Consider the following 15561-nt stretch of genomic DNA (forward strand, 5'->3'; position numbering starts at 1 on the left):
CGGCTTGTTTTAGAATCGACAGGATTTGGCTATCTGTAAATTTTGATCTTTTCATGAAGAATCTCCTCCAATATAGCGTATGAGAAAATTCTACTTTTGACATCACTTATTTTTCGGGGGGATTACCCTTGGATTGATGGAATAAAGCCTGCCACCACAGTGATGTGGGCATAGTTGGCCAGCATTTAGGGACTCTAAGGCAATGGTGTGTTCCTGTGCATTGATGTAGGTTGTATGCGGAAGGCGTCCATGTCCTGTGGGTTCTTTGGGCTCATGGCTCTCATCATTTGAAGGGCTGGTTTCGGATTCTTCTGCCTTTGGAGATTTGTCTTGTTGTTTAGTAGTCTTATCTCCTTTGCCAAAGATAAGTCGCTTTAAATTGGATACGGTTATTTTATGCTCGACCAGTGCGCGCGGAATCCAGGAAGCCAGGTGAATACACCCAATGACAAAAGGTTTTGTTCCCTCTGGTAAGTTTGATGAGTGTACCAATGCAATGATCTGATCAATGTCTTCTTGTGATTTTTCAATGACAATCGGTAGTTCTTTTGCTGGTGTCATTTAGCAACCCTGCTCCTCTTAAGGGCAGCAAGGTTAGCTAGCAGCCCTAATAAAATCAATAGATTGGGGCGAAAATAATGACTCAATGCTTTTTTGCCGTAAAGTTACAATCTATCGCAAAAAAATCCAGGGAAAAAGAATTCGATGAGATTAAAGGATTATTTGACGAGTTAAAACAAGAGACACCTGATAATACCTTTGGAAGGATCTGTTGTGGAATCTTAACGGCACTACTCATCCCAATTCTCTTGGTTCTTGAGACGTTCTTATTACCTGGTTTTAGGTGCTACGAGCCTTACCAAGGTACAAAGTCTTGCGCGGATATAACCTATCGATTGTTTCATTCCAAAGCCTATCCTCTGATTGAATCTATTGAAGATATTATTGAGGAATATCAGATAATAACGGGAAATCCAAATCCTGCGAACACCGTACTTGTTTAGGCCTGATAAAAATAACTCATCGTCTGTGAAAATACTGTCTGATTTTTAAAAAAAATACTTTGTATATCATTGGGCTTTAGACAATTATTAATTGTACGTAAGAAATTTCCTTACTTAAGGGGGAAAGTCGCTTGGGGCCGCTACAATTTTTTTGCATGTTGCCATTTCTTATTATCCATTTCAGGTTATGAGGTCTTCAAAACCCCTATGCCATTCATAGCAACTACGCGTGTTATAGTTAATTGACTTTCGTGATCAATAACTTTCCATAAAGTACTATAATTACCCTGTGTGAGGTTGATTATGTACATAGATCCGATCGATGACGATGTTATTTCTTATAAATACGCGCCTTTCTATGCTGAGTGCGACCCAAGAAACGTGATCAATATAGATTCAAGTGAAGCCTATGGAATTTTCACCTCAGGCATGACTGAATGCGTATCATTTGCTTTCTTTGTGAAGGGAAACAATGAAGTTCAGCGTCTGTCTATGATCCATTTTCCAGGTGGTATGACGAGTTATACTTTAGATTCACAAGTGGGAAAAGAAGTTATAGCAGCAATGGTGGCTAACGCGCCTAAAGGTGCTGAAATTGAAGCAGTAATAGGATTCAGCAGTTCACACTATCCAAACGGCTTGTTTGATGATGAAGAAATTTTAGAAGTCCTTGCAGAACAACTTGCTGAGTTAGGATTTCAGCTCACTAGTCTGCAACTTTGTGCAGGTAATGGTCGAAATTTAGACGAGTCAGGTTTCAGTTTCGGTATAAATTTTAACGGTAAATATGGCGAATTTATAAATTGCCACGGTCTAGTTGCAAAAGGGGGCTTAAATTCAAAAGAAGCTTGTGTAAGTTACAGCGATATCCCCACAAACCTATCTCAACTGACCTATTTGCTTAATTGGGCGCGTCTACGTGGTGATAAGCAACGATGGGACGAGTTACAGAAAGACATAAAACGCCTGGAGGAAATCCATTTCGATAAAGACTTTTCCCGAATAAAAGAAATGCCTTTTAAATTGGCAAAGGAAGATATCCCACTTAATAATCCGAGCCAATTGAAAGATATGATGCTAAGGGCGCGCGAAGGAGAAAACAAGGAGTTATGGAAACAAATAAAAACAGCTATAGTGCAAGAGATTGAACAATGCGCTGATAAATATACATCTTTAGTGAAATATAAATCCATTTTAAAGCTACATCTTGACAAAAGCCCTTCAAATCAATACGAGGGCAGTTTTTTCAGTAGAGCATTTCAGCAAGGGGAGCCAACCCATTGGCGACAAGTAAAAAAGTATGATTCAGAAGCTGGAGCTGCCTCTGACGCACAAGAGTCCGCATCAATCGATTCTGAATCCTCTGATTCAGAATCATCTAGTACCCTAAAAGGGGGCTGAACAAACTAATCTTATGTCTAGCGGCTTTTAAATGCTTAGTCATTCCTGGTTTTCTTAAGTTGTAACCCAAGTTTCATGTAAATGACGCCAAAGCAAAGGTTGCTTCGAATTATTTGTTGGGACAAAAATTGCAGTGGATGAACGCCTTAATGATTCAACTGTAGTAACCTGCTGATACTCCTCGTAAGCAACAATCACATTGTCCGAACAAGAGTAGATATTTTTAAAATTTTCAATACTAATTTTAACCTGTGGACGAGAGCCAGCGGCGGTTTGATACCAATGACTAAGCCAAGCAAAATCCCTCAAGATGCCATTAGGTTGGATCATAGTAAACTCAGGGTGGAAATGGCTTAAAAAAGGCAATCTATCTTCTTCAATACGGCTGTTACCTAATAAACTCTCTATTTGGATATGAAGATTAATAACCTCATCGTAGGCTTGCTTAAACTGTGTTTTCATACTTACTTGATCGAGCCCCCGGTTTCTCCTGTTATTACAATCGGGACCAGGGTTTCGGTTTGCTGCTTGCCCACGGTATCGTGTGTAATTAACTTGATGGTGTAATCTCCTATCTCGAGGCCAGTGAGGCTCAGGGTTACGTTGAGGAAAAACTCTCGGTTGTGGAAGTGGCTCATTAGCTCCTGGTTGAGGAAATTCTCCTTATTGAAAACTACCTTACCCTCCTTGTTAAGCAGGTATAAATCCATCGAACAGCCGAACTTGAAGAGATCCATTTTCTCAGAGGCGAACTTGTATCCTATGGGTTCGAGATACAGAAGGATTTCAGCGTTATCTTTTGAGTAGATATTGGTCTTCCGGGCATTAAACATTCCAAAACCCTTGGAAGAATTTTCTGTTAATGTGAAGAATGATATCTGGAAGGGGATCTTGTCCCACACGGAGTCGATGACTCTGTCAAGTATGGTGATAGCCTCGATGTTCTTGCCTTCGTCGATTAGTTTTTGCGCTTGACCTAGGGACGCGGGGTTTAAAACGTCCTTAGCGTCTGCAGTGAATGGCATGATAATAAACATTATGGATAGAGCCAAGTATCGATGGAACATGGGGTCTCCCTTGTATAGAGCTTACTTTAGAAAATAATTCTAGTAATATTTTAATAAATTGTGCTCTTTCTGCAAGATTGCAGAAAGAGCACGTTCCATTACTCCCCTAGCCCCACAAACTACGGGCAACAACTAGCTTCCGTTTGGAGAGTTCATTCCCTTTTAGAATATTTCATTCTCATTACTCATTTTGAGCTAAGTTTGTCTTAGGTTTCTTTTGTTACGATCAATCCTGCTTAACCAAAGTAATAAACAATTAAGATAAATAATGATAAGTTGACAGGAGAAATTACAAATGAAATTTACACTGAAACCAACGCAGACAAGCATAAAATTAGTAGATCAGTTCCGCGCAATCCCCTCCCAAACGACCCATCTTATAATTCAAGGTAGCATGCGTAGTAGCGAATGCTATGCTTTTAAAGAAGCTTTTAAATTTATCCCAGAAAGTGTAACTCGACTGGAGTTTATATATCCTGGTTGGGATGGAAGAGAAGAAAATGATATTAGAGAGTTAGCTATGATATTTAAAGCAATTCCTGCCAGCGTTCATACGCTTGATTTGGATAGTTGCCATATAGGCTACAAGGAGTTGAACGAGCTGAAACAACTTAAGGGTTCATTACCTTATATACAAATACTTCATGTGAATATAGAGGCATTAGAGATAGATCAAGAACATTTAGCTGCATTTAGCGAGTTATTCGTTTGTCTCTCAGAAGTTACGACTCTGAATGGGAAAATAGTACCCAATAGTGCTAAGTTTCTTGAGTTATGTCATGCCAATAATGAGCAAAACAATCCACCAAACGATGTTTCATCTACCAAAGAAGAGCCGAATAGGATTGTTTTTTTTAAGAGTCAAAATGCAGGAATATTGAATAATGACGTGAAAAAAAATCAAGCACAAAGCGATACTAGCTATACTATTTCTTAAAAATTCTATTACTCGGCATTCCTTGTTTTCCTCTCTCTCCCCTGACATGGGGAGAAGGTACCCGAAGGGTCCGACCCGGTCACATCGGTAACAAAAGTGCCCGGACACATAGGTAACAGTTAATCTACATCCAGACCGAAGAAGGAGAGTCTGAGATGCCTTGGGTAGAGACTGCACCTATGAATGAAAAGATAAAATTTATTGTAGCCTTTATGCAATCTTGCAGAAAGGTCAGAGAATATTCAACTACCCAGCGATTAATGGTTGAATGGTCTATCTTCAGGCCACGCTCCAGAGCAAGCTCTTCAACATCACGATAGCTCAGGGAATAGCCTATATACCACCTGACTAACAGCAAGATCACATCCTGTCTGAAATGCTTCCATTTGAAACTGAGCATTATCGAACTCAAAAAATTTCGAAACTCTAGCAGAGTCTCAAATTTTCTGCGACAAAACCCAAATACTCTTGTTGATCAATAGTTTTTTCTAAAATACAGATTACATGCAGTTTAGTTTTTCAGAAAAACGTGACCTTTCTGCAAGATTGCAGAAAGGTCACGTTTTATATAGACAACTACAAATTCCTGCGCGTCACGCGCGGAATATTTTTTGCGAACAAGCCTCACCGTAACATGCAAACCGGACTATCAGATGTTGATGATTCGGAAAGGGCTTCGTGCAACGGCGGTTCTTGGCTGTAGGCCTCCATGGCGGGCTGGAAGAGGCGCCCAAACAACGTGGACTTTCTTTGTCTAACATTATGGCTGTTCCTTCCGATGATGTCGTCATAAACCTGCTTCACCGCGGGTCTAACCATGATGGAATCGTTGAGCTTGAGCTCGGTGGGTCTACTGCGGAAAACCTCCAGGATTGCGATGAGTTCGTCGTCGGATTTGGCGTCGAGCTTAATCTCGTACAAATCGAGCGACTGCAGGCCTTGTGGCAGTGCCTGCATGATGGCTACAAGTTCTGCGCCGGATTTGGTGCCGAGGTCATTCCAGCTCAAATCAAGCGACTGCAGGTCCTGTGGCAGTGCCTGCATGATGGCTACAAGTTCTGCGCCGGATTTGGTGCGGAGGTCATTCCAGCCCAAATCAAGCGACTGCAGGCCCTGTGGCAGAGCCTGCATGATGGCTACAAGCTCTGCGCCGGATTTGGTGCCGAGGTTATTCCCGCTCAAATTGAGCGACTGCAGGCCTTGTGGCAGTGCCTGCATGATGGCTACAAGTTCTACGCAGGATTTGGTGCCGAGGTTATTCCCGTACAAATCAAGCGACCGCAGGCCCTGTGACAGAGCCTGCATGATGGCTACAAGCTCTGCGCCGGATTTGGTGCCGAGGTTATTCCCGCACAAATCAAGCGACTGCAGGCCTTTTGGTAGCGCCTGCATGATGGCTAAAAGTTCTACGCCGGATTTGGTGCCGAGGTTATTCCCGCGCAAACTGAGCGACTGCAGGCCTTGTGGCAGGGCCTGCATGATGGCTACAAGTTCTGCGCCGGATTTGGTGCCAAGGTTATTCTTGCCCAAATCAAGCGACTGCAGGCCTTGTGGCAGGGCCTGCATGATGGCTACAAGTTCTGCGCCGGATTTGGTGCCGAGGTTATTCCCGCACAAATCGAGCGACTGCAGGCCTTGTGGCAGGGCCTGCATGATGGCTACAAGTTCTGCACCGGATTTGGTGCGGAGGTCATTCCAGCTCAAATCGAGCTGGGAAGTACCCGGGGAGACCTCTTCCAACGATGCAATAATATTCTCTTGCGTTTTATTATTAAGATTAAGTCTCATGTCTCACTCCTCGGCCCCAAGCTCATTTAAGCGCTCATCACTCAGCACAGAACTGTTTGATGAGGGTGAACTAGAAGAAAAATCTATTTGGCGATCCTGATTAGGTGACAGGGCAAGATCTACCGGACGTTTTTTAGGCATAATCATTTTCTCAGCTTAAAATATCTTTATATAGAGACTCAGAACTAAGGAACAAAGGTCAGAAAAAACTTCGGAGCTCCTCTCATCGAGCCTGCGGTCATTCTTTAGGATCTCTTGAACTGCTAAAAAATAAGTAATGATTATGAAAGGAATAAATTAAATAAAAATTAAAATTGATTCTTGATTTTTTATAGTTGCTATGAAATTACTACTTTAGAGGCCTAACAAGCGCTCTTCGGAAAAAGAGAGCGCCATGAACAGTACCACCCATCTCTAGCTCCTCTCCGCTTTTGTGCTAGCAGATTCAACGCATTCCTTACGGATTCATCTACGGTTGCCCGCGGCTAGATTGTCCCTGAAGCTTCGTGACCTTGCAGCAAAAAAATATTGAGTCATTATTTTCACCGCAACCTATTGATTATATTATGACTACTGGCTAACTGATGTGGTCAACCAAAATGTTACACCCCAGTTAAGCAACTTTCATTAAACAATCGCTTTGTTTTTCAAATTGATTTGGACTTAAATATCCTAAATAAGAATGCAATCTGTGGCTGTTATAGAACATAGTGATGTAATTCAAAATATCCTGCTGAGCTTCCCATCGAGTTTGATAATTTCGCCATTGAACTCGTTCTTGTTTTAAACAACCAAAGAAGCTTTCAATAACACTATTATCCCAGCAGTCTCCTCTTTTACTCATACTGCCAATATAACCTTTACTCGTTAATAAGTTACGGTATTGGTAACTTGCGTACTAACTTCCTCTATCTGAATGAATAACGAGTCCTGCTGATGGCTTTCGCTGCCAAATTGTGGCGGTTTACTAAAAACAACCTGAGCTTGCGGCGGAGCTTCGTGACTAAAGACATCTCTGTTATTTAACCTATAGCCTCTATGATTTTAAGAGGTGGCCTTATGAAAAGTGGCATAGATAAACTAGACTCAGTCAAACAAGCGTTTAAACAGTGGCGAGTAACCCGAACAAAGCGTGGATATATCCCTGATGAGTTATGGGAGCAAGTTAAAGAACTATTGCCTGATTATACGCCTTCAAAAATCGGTATTCATTTAGGACTCAGCCCCATCCAAATCAGGAAAAAATTAGAGCCTCAAGAGAATGGATGCATGCAGTTTGTCGAGGTAAAGCAAAAGTACTCGAGGCTTGGCTTAGACGTTCTCTCTGATAATGATAAGGTCTGTAGTGTTGAAGTTCATCGTCCTTGTGGCAGTATACTAAAAATCGATGCAGTACCTATGCATATGGCATCAAAGCTGATGCTGGACTTTATGGGCTAACGATGCTGCAGATTACCCCACAACATCGGTTATTACTTGCAGTTGAGCCGGTTGACTTCAGGAAAGGAATCGATACTCTAAAAGAGCTATGCCGACAAAAGCTGCTTGATGACCCATTCAGTGGTACCGTATTTGTCTTTACCAATCGTAACCGAACCGCAGTAAAGCTGTTGGTCTATGATGCGAATGGATTCTGGCTCTGTTTAAAACGGTTTAGTCGAGGAAAACTGTCCTGGTGGCCCACAGGGGAAACTCCTTCAGTTCAATTGCGTTCCAGTGAGTTAGTGATATTGCTAGCCCAAGGCCATCCTATTAAAGCAAACCTACCAGAAGATTGGCGTTGTGTTGCTTAAGCTGCCATAGATGATTCCAACAAAGCCGTCGTGTTCGCATAGCTCCAGGGAAGCCAGGCTGTAGGCTCTTTAACAATGTGATCTTTATATACTTGCAGTGCAACCAAGTATTCAAAGGGGTTAACATTAGCTAATTCACAGGTATAAATAATACTGGTCAAAACACCACCTACCATTGCGCCGTATTCAGTTTTATAAAACAACCAGTTGTTACGTCCTCGGATAGGAATTTTTAATCCCTGCTCCATATTGTTGTTATGGACAGGCGCACCAGAGACGGATAAAAAGCGAGTAAGCTTGTCCCAGTGCTTGAGCATGTAATTAATCGCTTTGCCTAAGGATTCGTTGGGCTCAATTTGCTTGGTAGAGAGCAAGTCTTCCATATAGGCTTTGGCTTTCAACATAGACAGCTGGCTATGTGTTTGGTGATAAAGCAAACGCTGCTGCTCATTGTGGCCTAATTGCTTGGATTTCTCATCAACCTGAAACGGAGTCGATAAGTACTTCATGAGAGTTTGGCAGTGCTCGGGGTAAAAGGCGAGCAGCTCTTCAAATTTACGAAAACCATGTGATAAACAGTTGCAAACAATGGTGCGGTGGTTTGCTGGAAGGTTATGACTCAGTGCATCACACATCTGAATAACTTGTCCTTTATTCTTATCTCGCTTATTCAGCAAACGCGCCATGTTTTCCCCTGAATGGCGTTTGCTGTTATAAAATAAGGCAATTTTATGGGTACCATTTTGGGCAAGAATGCCTGTGGTATACATGCCTGTTCTCTCTTGCCCTGGATTTTGTCTGTTGTTGCGGATGATATTTTTCTTTACAGACCTCTTTGGGTATAGTCGCAGGGAATACTTCATTGCATAACGCACAGCGTAATTTCTCAATCCAATACTTATTTACCGAAGCCAGATTGTGGCCTTTGATATTAACAAGAATACCCGGGGGAATGCGGTAGAGCTTGCCTCCACAAGCCAATGGGCAGGACTCGCCAGGGCGTAGAGAAGACTCAAGGGGTATTGTGTGTTCATTAGCATGGGGATACACGGTGTGGAGCATTCGTCCATGTCCTTTGGACTTTTTATCCTCCTGAGGGGCTTGATTAGAGGCCTCTGGTTTTTCAGAGTCGGTGACAACGTCAGGCTTTTCTATCGTAGGCGATTGCTTTCGAGTGGTTTTAGCACCCTTGCCAAAAATAAGGCGTTTTAAATTTGATATCGTTACTTTGTGCTCGACCAACGCTTTAGGTATCCATGAGGCAAGGTTAATGCAGCCAATCACAAAAGGCTTTATTTCTTCAGGTAGATTTGATGATTCAACCAGAGCAATGATTTCTTCTATCTCTTCTTGAGACTTTTCAATCATCTTGGGTAACTCTTTGCCTGGAGTCATTGGGAATTATGTATTTCTAAAGGACGGCAAGATTAAATAATTAACATTGAAAAATCAATAGGTTCTATAACTAGGGTCGGAGTAAGCTGGTAGTTCTATCCATTCACAACCCTTAACAGCACATTCATCGATACTCTACTGAAACCTCACTAATAACCTTAATGAAAGCTCAGCTGATTCATCTAACCTTAACGAGAGAATAGAGCCATTACTCGTACCTGAATATAAAATGAGCTTTGCTAAGAGTCGTGAGCAGATGATGGAAAAACCAAAACCGTCTCAGCATCCGTTAAACGAAGAAGAAAAGAAACTAATCACTGAGAGAATAGTATTAGAAAGTCCCACAGCAAAATTGAACTTCCGTACAAAACTAACGCATAGTTTATTCAAAAATCCAAAAACTGGGCAGCTCTTTAATACTGAGACCAAATATAAATTTCCGTCATTACTCGATTTAACCGTACATAAGATAAGAGAAATGAAAAAAGAGGGACAGATAAATGACGAGTCTGTGAATATATTTCCTGAAGAATTGATTGAAAAAGTGAATAATTTAGCAATGTAGCCCAAGCCTTATAGGGGATTTTCCTATCTACCATTAAGTTATACTCCCTTAATGAAGATCAGTTTATAACTCAGGTAAAATTAATTCCAGGGGGGGAATATGGCAGTCTTTTCTGTGTTTGCAACAAACCTGCGTGACTAATGCATCGCGGTAGGAACTGCCTTTGCAATAATTGCGTATACACCCTAATCCTTTCTTAATATAGAATCAATATAGTACCTTCACTTGACGGGAATCTCCTTCAAGCAAATGACATATCTTCTCATTAAGGACTATTGAGGACTGGAACTTCCTAGTTTTAATTATTAAACGGGTTCGTCGTTGAGGTAAGGCACTATGATGGCATGTATTTTATGATACCTGCACTTATTGCGTTTTGGTTCAGCGAAGAACATTGCATTCTCAGTTACCATTTTCGCTTATAGTTTGCTCAGCCTCAAAACAAAACTTACTTTAATCAAACGAGGCTTTAATGACAATTCACGTTTATTCATTTGATTTTGATGGTTGCATCTACAATGCTAAGTACAGCAATTCAAAAAATGTAATTACATCCAATCAGGAACTACTCGACGCTATTAAATTGGAAATAGAACAATCCAATGCGCATGATGCTATTGTATTTGTTGGATCAAACAGGCAGTCATATGATTTGGATCAATATAATGCATCTAAGAATGATACAGGCTCATGTTTTAAAGATATACCGTTGATTGCGAAACACCTGGGTGCGACATTAGATACTCTTCTTCTAGCTGATATTTATTGCATGCAGGCAGATGGCACGGCCTTTACCAAAGCATGCGACCCAAACGTAACTAAGGCAGGACATAGCGATTCGTGGTTTGATACAAGTAAATTTCTTTTGTTATACGCGCAAATGCACAAAGTAGCTAACCAATATTCAAACGAAAAAATCGTTTTTGACTTTTATGATGATATAGATGATATTCTTGGTGACTTGCAGAAATTTTTTGCTAAAAATCCTTCCTATATTCCAGCAAATCTGACTTTGCGCCTGCATAAATATACAGGGAATGGGCTGGAACATCAGATTAAGTTTAGAGGGCTTGAAGCAGTGCACGTAGTGGAGCTAACTCCAATTCAAGGAAAAGGCGAAGTAAATGCCAAGTACAGAAATAAAATATTGGATTTGGCTGGTAAAGCTAATCATGAAGAAAGTATTAATTGTATAGATCGTATCCGTCATCCCGAAAAGTATACAAAAGCTAATATTCCCGTACAAATACCCGCATATACAATCCCCCCAGCGCCATCCTTACAGCCTACTGTATCTTCAATGCAGATAAAAATGCCCAAATACCTGGGAACTGCTCTTTCTGCATTTGAAGAAAAGAAAAAAAATGCTGAAATAATTCAGAGCGCCAAAACCCTTGATATTACTTTAAAGACAAAGGCTACACCTCCTGAAGAAGATTTTGCTGAACATGCTTATAATGAACTTAATAAACACTTACAAGCAGCAGATACTACCCGAACAAATCGAAATGTCCATGAATCATTAAAGCGTAAAAGAGATCATGCATTAAGGCATTTTAAAATAGACGGAGAAACTGGAACTTATAAAAGAGATATTCCTAATAAAACTCTCAACTTACCTGTAATTCCTGAAATCCATCAGATACCTATTCCTGAAATTACAACGAGTCAAACAGAATGGAAAAAATCATATAAATTGCAGCAGAGGATTCATGTTGGTGGTCCTGTACCTATAGCTGAACACACAATTAACTATAATTTTATTCCCGAAATGTGCGGTTCATTTGCAGATCCTGATTTTTACCTTGATCTTATAGAAAAACATATTGAGTCATGTCGTAAAGTTGTCTGGGAGTCCTATTTTAAAGACAAAGATCCCCTTAATAATAAATTACGATTAAAGGAATGCTATTTCCATATCAATGAGTACATAGCTACTGTTGCTGCATCTATAGCCAATATATCTAAAGAAATTTCTAAAGAGTTTGAGCAGAGTGCAAGAAATAATATAGATAACACACAAGTTGATGCAGACTACTATATGAAAACTTCTGAAGAGCATGGGTTAAATCTCTTGGAGTGCGCTAGTGAAGCGAAGACCCGTGCTAATAACTCAGTTAGGGAACATGAGACAATGTCAACATCACTAATGGTTGGATATAAAGATGAATATGAATATCAAAAAATGAATTTAGATTATGCACCAGTAATTTTAATGGCCGCAGAAAGATTTGACCACATGACCAAGATAACTGGGTGTAATGAAAGAAAAATATTGAAAACGCAAATGGCCGCAGATATTTGCGTGAAAGCCCGTAATAATTACTTTGCTGCTTATCAGTGCTTTAAATCTGAAAACGCTAATGCCACTGCTGTTCAGGGGATAGTATCTCAAAACATCACTAGCTTCTTTGCTACACCCAAAACGCCTTGCGCTGAAGTCAATGTGATAAATGAATATGCTGAAGCTCCACAAAAAAGCATAACGTCTTAAAATCTTTCCACTAGATCCTTCATTTATTTTGCCCCTCTGTTCAAATTGAGGGGCATATTTAAAATACGCTAAAAATGAGTTTCAGATGGCGGCAAAACCGACGATCTTTAGCTCTAGACCCTGAGTTTGCCGCAAGCTCAGATTTAATCACAATAGTTTCTTTACCAAGAGCTTGGGCGACTCCCATTTCATAATAAATACTCATTTGAGTCTTTATTGGCATTTCTTCATGGGATATGCCAATAGAGAGGGGAGTCGCGGCTATAAGCTTCCAAATTTTAAGTAAAAAATCGGCTCAACCCCAAAAGAAGGGGCACTTTAATCAAGTTAGTATAAACTAACTCTTTGATTCGACGGTCAAAAGGAAGATTAAAATGCCCAAGAAAGATTGTATCCTAAATTTACCGGGATATTCTATTAAAAAGGTGAGTGGTGAGAACCCTGTTTATATTGAAGTAAGTTATCGTTGTGTTGTTCGTTGCATTCATTGTGGCAATAAAAAATTACGTATAAAGGATAGTTTTATAAGACGTGTCCGACATGAGTCGATTGGCTTGCGTCGTAGCTATTTATGCATTAAGGCTCATAAATATTATTGTGGTGATTGTGGCCGTTATTTTAATCAGCGCTTTCCTGGAATAGGTAAACACCAAAGGGCGACCGAGAGCTTACGCAAACAAGTATTTCATACTCATAGTAAAGGGGTAAGTCAGAAGGATTTGTCACGCGATTTAAAGCTTGGAAAATCGACAGTCGAACGTTGGTATCATTATGGTTATGAACTGCGCTCCAAGAAGATTGCTACCCGCTCTTGTCCGAGAATACTAGGGCTTGATGAACATTCATTTAATAGGAAAGTGGGCTATGCCACCACGTTTTGTGATTTAGCGAAACATAAAATATTTGATGTGGTTGAAGGGCGTTCAGAAAAGGATTTGGAGAGTTATTTAGCGACCTTAGAGGGAAAAGAAAAGGTACAGGTGGTTTGTATTGATTTAAGCTCAAGTTACCGCAAATTAATCAGGCGCTACTTTCCCAACGCCATGATAGTCGCTGACCGCTTTCATGTGATTCGTTTATTGAACCAGATGAGCCTTCAGACTTATCAGCAAATTGACCCAGACATGAAATATCAGCGAGGTCTTCTGGCCGCACTGAGAACCAATCCGAGTAATCTCAACCTAAAACGATTAAATAAAAGAGAACGTTATTTGCAGCAACAGCCTATCATTGCTGCTATCTATTATTTTAAACAGCGATTACATCGGCTACTCATGCGAAAACATCGCACCGCAAAGCAGTGTTCGCGTTTAATACCTCTCTTTCTGAAACTGGTTTCCAGTCTGAAAGAAAGCCCTTTTGAGCCTCTTAAAACTCTGGGTAGAACATTATACCAATGGCGTGAAGAAGTGGTTAGAATGTGGCGGTTTACTAAAAACAACGGCATTACGGAAGGCTTCCATCGAAAGATGAAGCTAATTCAACGGCGTGCTTACGGATTTAGAAATTTTGAAAACTATAGGTTAAGGGTTAAAGTTTTGTGTTCTTGATTCGTGCCCCCGGAAATGGGGATGAGCCTTCATATTTCAATTCCAATAGCAGTTATGCTATTGAGCTGTCTACATTGCGTCTACATGAAAAATTTGGATTTTGAGGATTTGACTGTAACTCATTGATTTTAATGGTGGCCAGAGACAGAATCGAACTGTCGACACAAGGATTTTCAATCCTTTGCTCTACCGACTGAGCTATCTGGCCACAAGAGGTTGCTATTAAACTCTGAGAATGGTTTTGAGTCAAGCGGTGTTTATTATTTTTTTTATAAAAAGATAATTTCATGTGAGTACTTGGATTATTTCTTGTCTTTTCGATTTAGTATTAATCGATTTATCTTTGGCTCTCTGTTTGTTGGTAGGCTACGGCGATTTGTGCGCCTAGGGTTGCGTTGCTTTTTATTAATTCGATATTGGCGTGTAAGCTTTGGCCGGCTGTTAATTCTGCTATTCGTTTTAATAAAAAGGGTGTAATGGCTTTGCCGTTGATGTGTTGGGCTTCATTTTGGGCTTGGTTGATAATGGGGATAATTTCATCGTCGGGGATTTCTGCTTCTTTGGGAATAGGGTTGGCGATGACGATACCGTTATTGAGGTTTAGTTGATTTTGATAGCTCATTAGCTTTGCTATGTCTTTTACATCATCTAAGCGGTGTAAAAGGGGGATGCCGCTGGATTGGCTGAAAAATGCGGGGAATTCATCGGTTTGATAGCCGATTACTGCGACACCGTAGGTTTCTAACATTTCTAAGGTTTTTGGTAAATCAAGGATTGATTTTGCGCCTGAGCAGACAACTGTGACGGGTGTTGAGCCAAGCTCTATTAAATCTGAGGAGATATCAAAACTTTCTCCGACATGATGATGGACGCCGCCAATACCTCCAGTTACAAAAAGTGGTAATCCTGCTAAATTGGCGCAAAACATGGTTGCAGCGACGGTAGTGCTGGCTGCCATTTTACGGGTCAGCACATAGGAGATGTCGCGTCTCGATGCTTTAATGACTTCATCATTACTCGCTATATGCTCCATAATTTTATCGTTAATGCCGATATGAATTTTTCCCTGATAAAGCACAATTGTGGCGGGAACTGCTCCTTGATCACGAATTAGTTGTTCAACCTGCCTTGCCGTCTCTAAATTAGCGGGATGGGGCATGCCGTGAGAAATAATAGTGGATTCTAGCGCCACAATAGGCTTTTTTCTACTTAGTGCCTCAGCTACCTCTTCACTAAAATTTAATAAGTCATGATACATTTCACTTTGCCTCATTCATTAGGGACGAAACCTGCGGGTTTTTCTGAGCCATCACCGAAGAAATATTTTTGCATTTCTTCTTGAAGGAATTCTCTTGCCTTAGGATCGATTAAACTAAGACGGTATTCATTAATCAACATGGTTTGATGTGCTAACCACATTTTCCAAGCTTGTTTGGAGATTTCATTAAAAACTTTTTCACCAAAGGCGCCTGGAAACGGTGCTTTATCGAGGCCCTCAGCTTCTTGTTTTAATTTGGAACAAAAGACAACTCTGGTCATACCTTACCCTAACATAAAATTCGTAGGC

18 protein-coding genes, 1 tRNA gene and 2 pseudogenes are annotated in these 15561 nt (G+C 40.6%); 8 read left to right on the forward strand and 13 right to left on the reverse strand.

The window, feature by feature from the left end; translation table 11 throughout:
* Positions 1–102: 102 nt before the first annotated feature.
* The gene (locus tag BN1094_RS20130) at positions 103–561 is read right to left on the reverse strand and encodes a hypothetical protein (RefSeq protein WP_245614363.1); all 459 of its coding nucleotides are present in this window, start codon (positions 559–561) and stop codon (positions 103–105) included.
* A 77-nt stretch (positions 562–638) separates the two neighbouring features.
* Between BN1094_RS20130 and BN1094_RS14775 the strand changes: the two genes are divergently transcribed.
* Positions 639–1004, forward strand: coding sequence for a hypothetical protein (locus BN1094_RS14775; RefSeq protein ID WP_044011932.1), 366 nt, complete (start codon positions 639–641; stop codon positions 1002–1004).
* A 303-nt stretch (positions 1005–1307) separates the two neighbouring features.
* The gene (locus BN1094_RS14780) at positions 1308–2405 is read left to right on the forward strand and encodes a hypothetical protein (RefSeq protein ID WP_044011933.1); all 1098 of its coding nucleotides are present in this window, start codon (positions 1308–1310) and stop codon (positions 2403–2405) included.
* Between the two features lie 54 nt (positions 2406–2459).
* Here the strand turns inward: BN1094_RS14780 and BN1094_RS14785 are convergent, their stop codons facing one another.
* Both BN1094_RS14785 and BN1094_RS14790 read right to left on the reverse strand, forming a co-directional pair.
* A complete protein-coding gene (locus tag BN1094_RS14785; protein ID WP_044011934.1) occupies positions 2460–2867 on the reverse strand; it encodes a hypothetical protein in 408 nt (135 codons plus the stop codon).
* A gap of 2 nt (positions 2868–2869) precedes the next feature.
* Complete coding sequence (locus BN1094_RS14790; RefSeq protein ID WP_044011935.1) at positions 2870–3472, reverse strand: hypothetical protein; 603 nt, start codon at positions 3470–3472, stop codon at positions 2870–2872.
* 295 nt (positions 3473–3767) lie between these two features.
* Between BN1094_RS14790 and BN1094_RS14795 the strand changes: the two genes are divergently transcribed.
* Positions 3768–4409, forward strand: a complete 642-nt coding sequence (locus BN1094_RS14795) for a hypothetical protein (protein ID WP_044011936.1) — start codon at positions 3768–3770, stop codon at positions 4407–4409.
* Between the two features lie 235 nt (positions 4410–4644).
* On the opposite strand, the pseudogene BN1094_RS20135 reads toward BN1094_RS14795, so the two are convergent.
* From BN1094_RS20135 to BN1094_RS14810, 4 genes and pseudogenes are all read right to left on the reverse strand, one after another.
* Positions 4645–4809: pseudogene (locus BN1094_RS20135) on the reverse strand (IS6 family transposase); the annotation flags it as partial.
* Positions 4810–5033: 224 nt separating this feature from the next.
* Positions 5034–6197, reverse strand: a complete 1164-nt coding sequence (locus tag BN1094_RS18965) for a leucine-rich repeat domain-containing protein (RefSeq protein ID WP_052403328.1) — start codon at positions 6195–6197, stop codon at positions 5034–5036.
* A 3-nt stretch (positions 6198–6200) separates the two neighbouring features.
* The gene (locus tag BN1094_RS19915; RefSeq protein WP_176695315.1) at positions 6201–6338 is read right to left on the reverse strand and encodes a hypothetical protein; all 138 of its coding nucleotides are present in this window, start codon (positions 6336–6338) and stop codon (positions 6201–6203) included.
* Positions 6339–6810: 472 nt separating this feature from the next.
* Positions 6811–7161 (reverse strand): annotated as a pseudogene (locus BN1094_RS14810) (IS3 family transposase); the annotation flags it as partial.
* Between the two features lie 95 nt (positions 7162–7256).
* Between BN1094_RS14810 and BN1094_RS20140 the strand changes: the two are divergent.
* Together BN1094_RS20140 and tnpB are read left to right on the forward strand one after the other, a co-directional pair.
* Positions 7257–7637 carry a hypothetical protein gene (locus BN1094_RS20140; RefSeq protein ID WP_245614366.1) on the forward strand — a complete coding sequence of 127 codons (381 nt, stop codon included), beginning with the start codon at positions 7257–7259 and terminating at the stop codon, positions 7635–7637.
* Positions 7638–7639: 2 nt separating this feature from the next.
* Positions 7640–7990: an IS66 family insertion sequence element accessory protein TnpB gene (tnpB, locus tag BN1094_RS14825; RefSeq protein WP_044011937.1), complete on the forward strand. Its 351-nt coding sequence runs from the start codon at positions 7640–7642 to the stop codon at positions 7988–7990.
* Here tnpB and BN1094_RS19365 read toward each other — a convergent pair.
* Both BN1094_RS19365 and BN1094_RS20145 read right to left on the reverse strand, forming a co-directional pair.
* On the reverse strand, positions 7987–8760 hold the full coding sequence (locus BN1094_RS19365) for an IS66 family transposase (RefSeq protein ID WP_081935172.1): 774 nt from the start codon (positions 8758–8760) through the stop codon (positions 7987–7989). The genes tnpB and BN1094_RS19365 overlap by 4 nt on opposite strands.
* Entirely contained in the window at positions 8720–9358 is a 639-nt protein-coding gene (locus BN1094_RS20145; RefSeq protein WP_245614368.1) for a hypothetical protein, read from the reverse strand. The genes BN1094_RS19365 and BN1094_RS20145 overlap by 41 nt, the downstream gene beginning before the upstream one ends.
* Positions 9359–9614: 256 nt before the next feature.
* On the opposite strand from BN1094_RS20145, the gene BN1094_RS14840 reads away from it, so the two are divergent.
* A complete protein-coding gene (locus tag BN1094_RS14840) occupies positions 9615–9950 on the forward strand; it encodes a hypothetical protein (RefSeq protein WP_044011938.1) in 336 nt (111 codons plus the stop codon).
* Between the two features lie 472 nt (positions 9951–10422).
* Positions 10423–12444 carry a hypothetical protein gene (locus BN1094_RS18975; protein WP_052403329.1) on the forward strand — a complete coding sequence of 674 codons (2022 nt, stop codon included), beginning with the start codon at positions 10423–10425 and terminating at the stop codon, positions 12442–12444.
* Positions 12445–12502: 58 nt separating this feature from the next.
* Here BN1094_RS18975 and BN1094_RS19925 read toward each other — a convergent pair whose 3' ends face one another.
* Entirely contained in the window at positions 12503–12649 is a 147-nt protein-coding gene (locus BN1094_RS19925) for a hypothetical protein (protein WP_176695316.1), read from the reverse strand.
* A 169-nt stretch (positions 12650–12818) separates the two neighbouring features.
* Between BN1094_RS19925 and BN1094_RS14850 the strand changes: the two genes are divergently transcribed.
* Positions 12819–13994: an ISL3 family transposase gene (locus tag BN1094_RS14850; RefSeq protein WP_044011939.1), complete on the forward strand. Its 1176-nt coding sequence runs from the start codon at positions 12819–12821 to the stop codon at positions 13992–13994.
* Between the two features lie 132 nt (positions 13995–14126).
* Here BN1094_RS14850 and BN1094_RS14855 read toward each other — a convergent pair.
* The 3 genes from BN1094_RS14855 to BN1094_RS14865 all read right to left on the reverse strand — a co-directional run bounded on the left by BN1094_RS14855 (position 14127) and on the right by BN1094_RS14865 (position 15533).
* Positions 14127–14202 (reverse strand) — tRNA-Phe (locus BN1094_RS14855).
* Positions 14203–14331: 129 nt separating this feature from the next.
* Positions 14332–15252, reverse strand: a complete 921-nt coding sequence (locus BN1094_RS14860; protein ID WP_044011940.1) for a pseudouridine-5'-phosphate glycosidase — start codon at positions 15250–15252, stop codon at positions 14332–14334.
* 11 nt (positions 15253–15263) lie between these two features.
* Positions 15264–15533: an oxidative damage protection protein gene (locus BN1094_RS14865; protein ID WP_044011941.1), complete on the reverse strand. Its 270-nt coding sequence runs from the start codon at positions 15531–15533 to the stop codon at positions 15264–15266.
* Positions 15534–15561: the final 28 nt, after the last annotated feature.

It is taken from the genome of Legionella massiliensis, assembly GCF_000756815.1.
GTDB lineage: Bacteria > Pseudomonadota > Gammaproteobacteria > Legionellales > Legionellaceae > Tatlockia > Tatlockia massiliensis.

Coding starts and splice junctions, on each gene's coding strand:
- BN1094_RS20130 (WP_245614363.1), bottom strand. CDS start 561: ATGACACCAGCAAAAGAACTACCGATTGTCATTGAAAAATCACAAGAA.
- BN1094_RS14775 (WP_044011932.1), top strand. CDS start 639: ATGACTCAATGCTTTTTTGCCGTAAAGTTACAATCTATCGCAAAAAAA.
- BN1094_RS14780 (WP_044011933.1), top strand. CDS start 1,308: ATGTACATAGATCCGATCGATGACGATGTTATTTCTTATAAATACGCG.
- BN1094_RS14785 (WP_044011934.1), bottom strand. CDS start 2,867: ATGAAAACACAGTTTAAGCAAGCCTACGATGAGGTTATTAATCTTCAT.
- BN1094_RS14790 (WP_044011935.1), bottom strand. CDS start 3,472: ATGTTCCATCGATACTTGGCTCTATCCATAATGTTTATTATCATGCCA.
- BN1094_RS14795 (WP_044011936.1), top strand. CDS start 3,768: ATGAAATTTACACTGAAACCAACGCAGACAAGCATAAAATTAGTAGAT.
- BN1094_RS18965 (WP_052403328.1), bottom strand. CDS start 6,197: ATGAGACTTAATCTTAATAATAAAACGCAAGAGAATATTATTGCATCG.
- BN1094_RS19915 (WP_176695315.1), bottom strand. CDS start 6,338: ATGCCTAAAAAACGTCCGGTAGATCTTGCCCTGTCACCTAATCAGGAT.
- BN1094_RS20140 (WP_245614366.1), top strand. CDS start 7,257: ATGAAAAGTGGCATAGATAAACTAGACTCAGTCAAACAAGCGTTTAAA.
- tnpB (WP_044011937.1), top strand. CDS start 7,640: ATGCTGCAGATTACCCCACAACATCGGTTATTACTTGCAGTTGAGCCG.
- BN1094_RS19365 (WP_081935172.1), bottom strand. CDS start 8,760: ATGTATACCACAGGCATTCTTGCCCAAAATGGTACCCATAAAATTGCC.
- BN1094_RS20145 (WP_245614368.1), bottom strand. CDS start 9,358: ATGATTGAAAAGTCTCAAGAAGAGATAGAAGAAATCATTGCTCTGGTT.
- BN1094_RS14840 (WP_044011938.1), top strand. CDS start 9,615: ATGAGCTTTGCTAAGAGTCGTGAGCAGATGATGGAAAAACCAAAACCG.
- BN1094_RS18975 (WP_052403329.1), top strand. CDS start 10,423: ATGACAATTCACGTTTATTCATTTGATTTTGATGGTTGCATCTACAAT.
- BN1094_RS19925 (WP_176695316.1), bottom strand. CDS start 12,649: ATGAGTATTTATTATGAAATGGGAGTCGCCCAAGCTCTTGGTAAAGAA.
- BN1094_RS14850 (WP_044011939.1), top strand. CDS start 12,819: ATGCCCAAGAAAGATTGTATCCTAAATTTACCGGGATATTCTATTAAA.
- BN1094_RS14860 (WP_044011940.1), bottom strand. CDS start 15,252: ATGTATCATGACTTATTAAATTTTAGTGAAGAGGTAGCTGAGGCACTA.
- BN1094_RS14865 (WP_044011941.1), bottom strand. CDS start 15,533: ATGACCAGAGTTGTCTTTTGTTCCAAATTAAAACAAGAAGCTGAGGGC.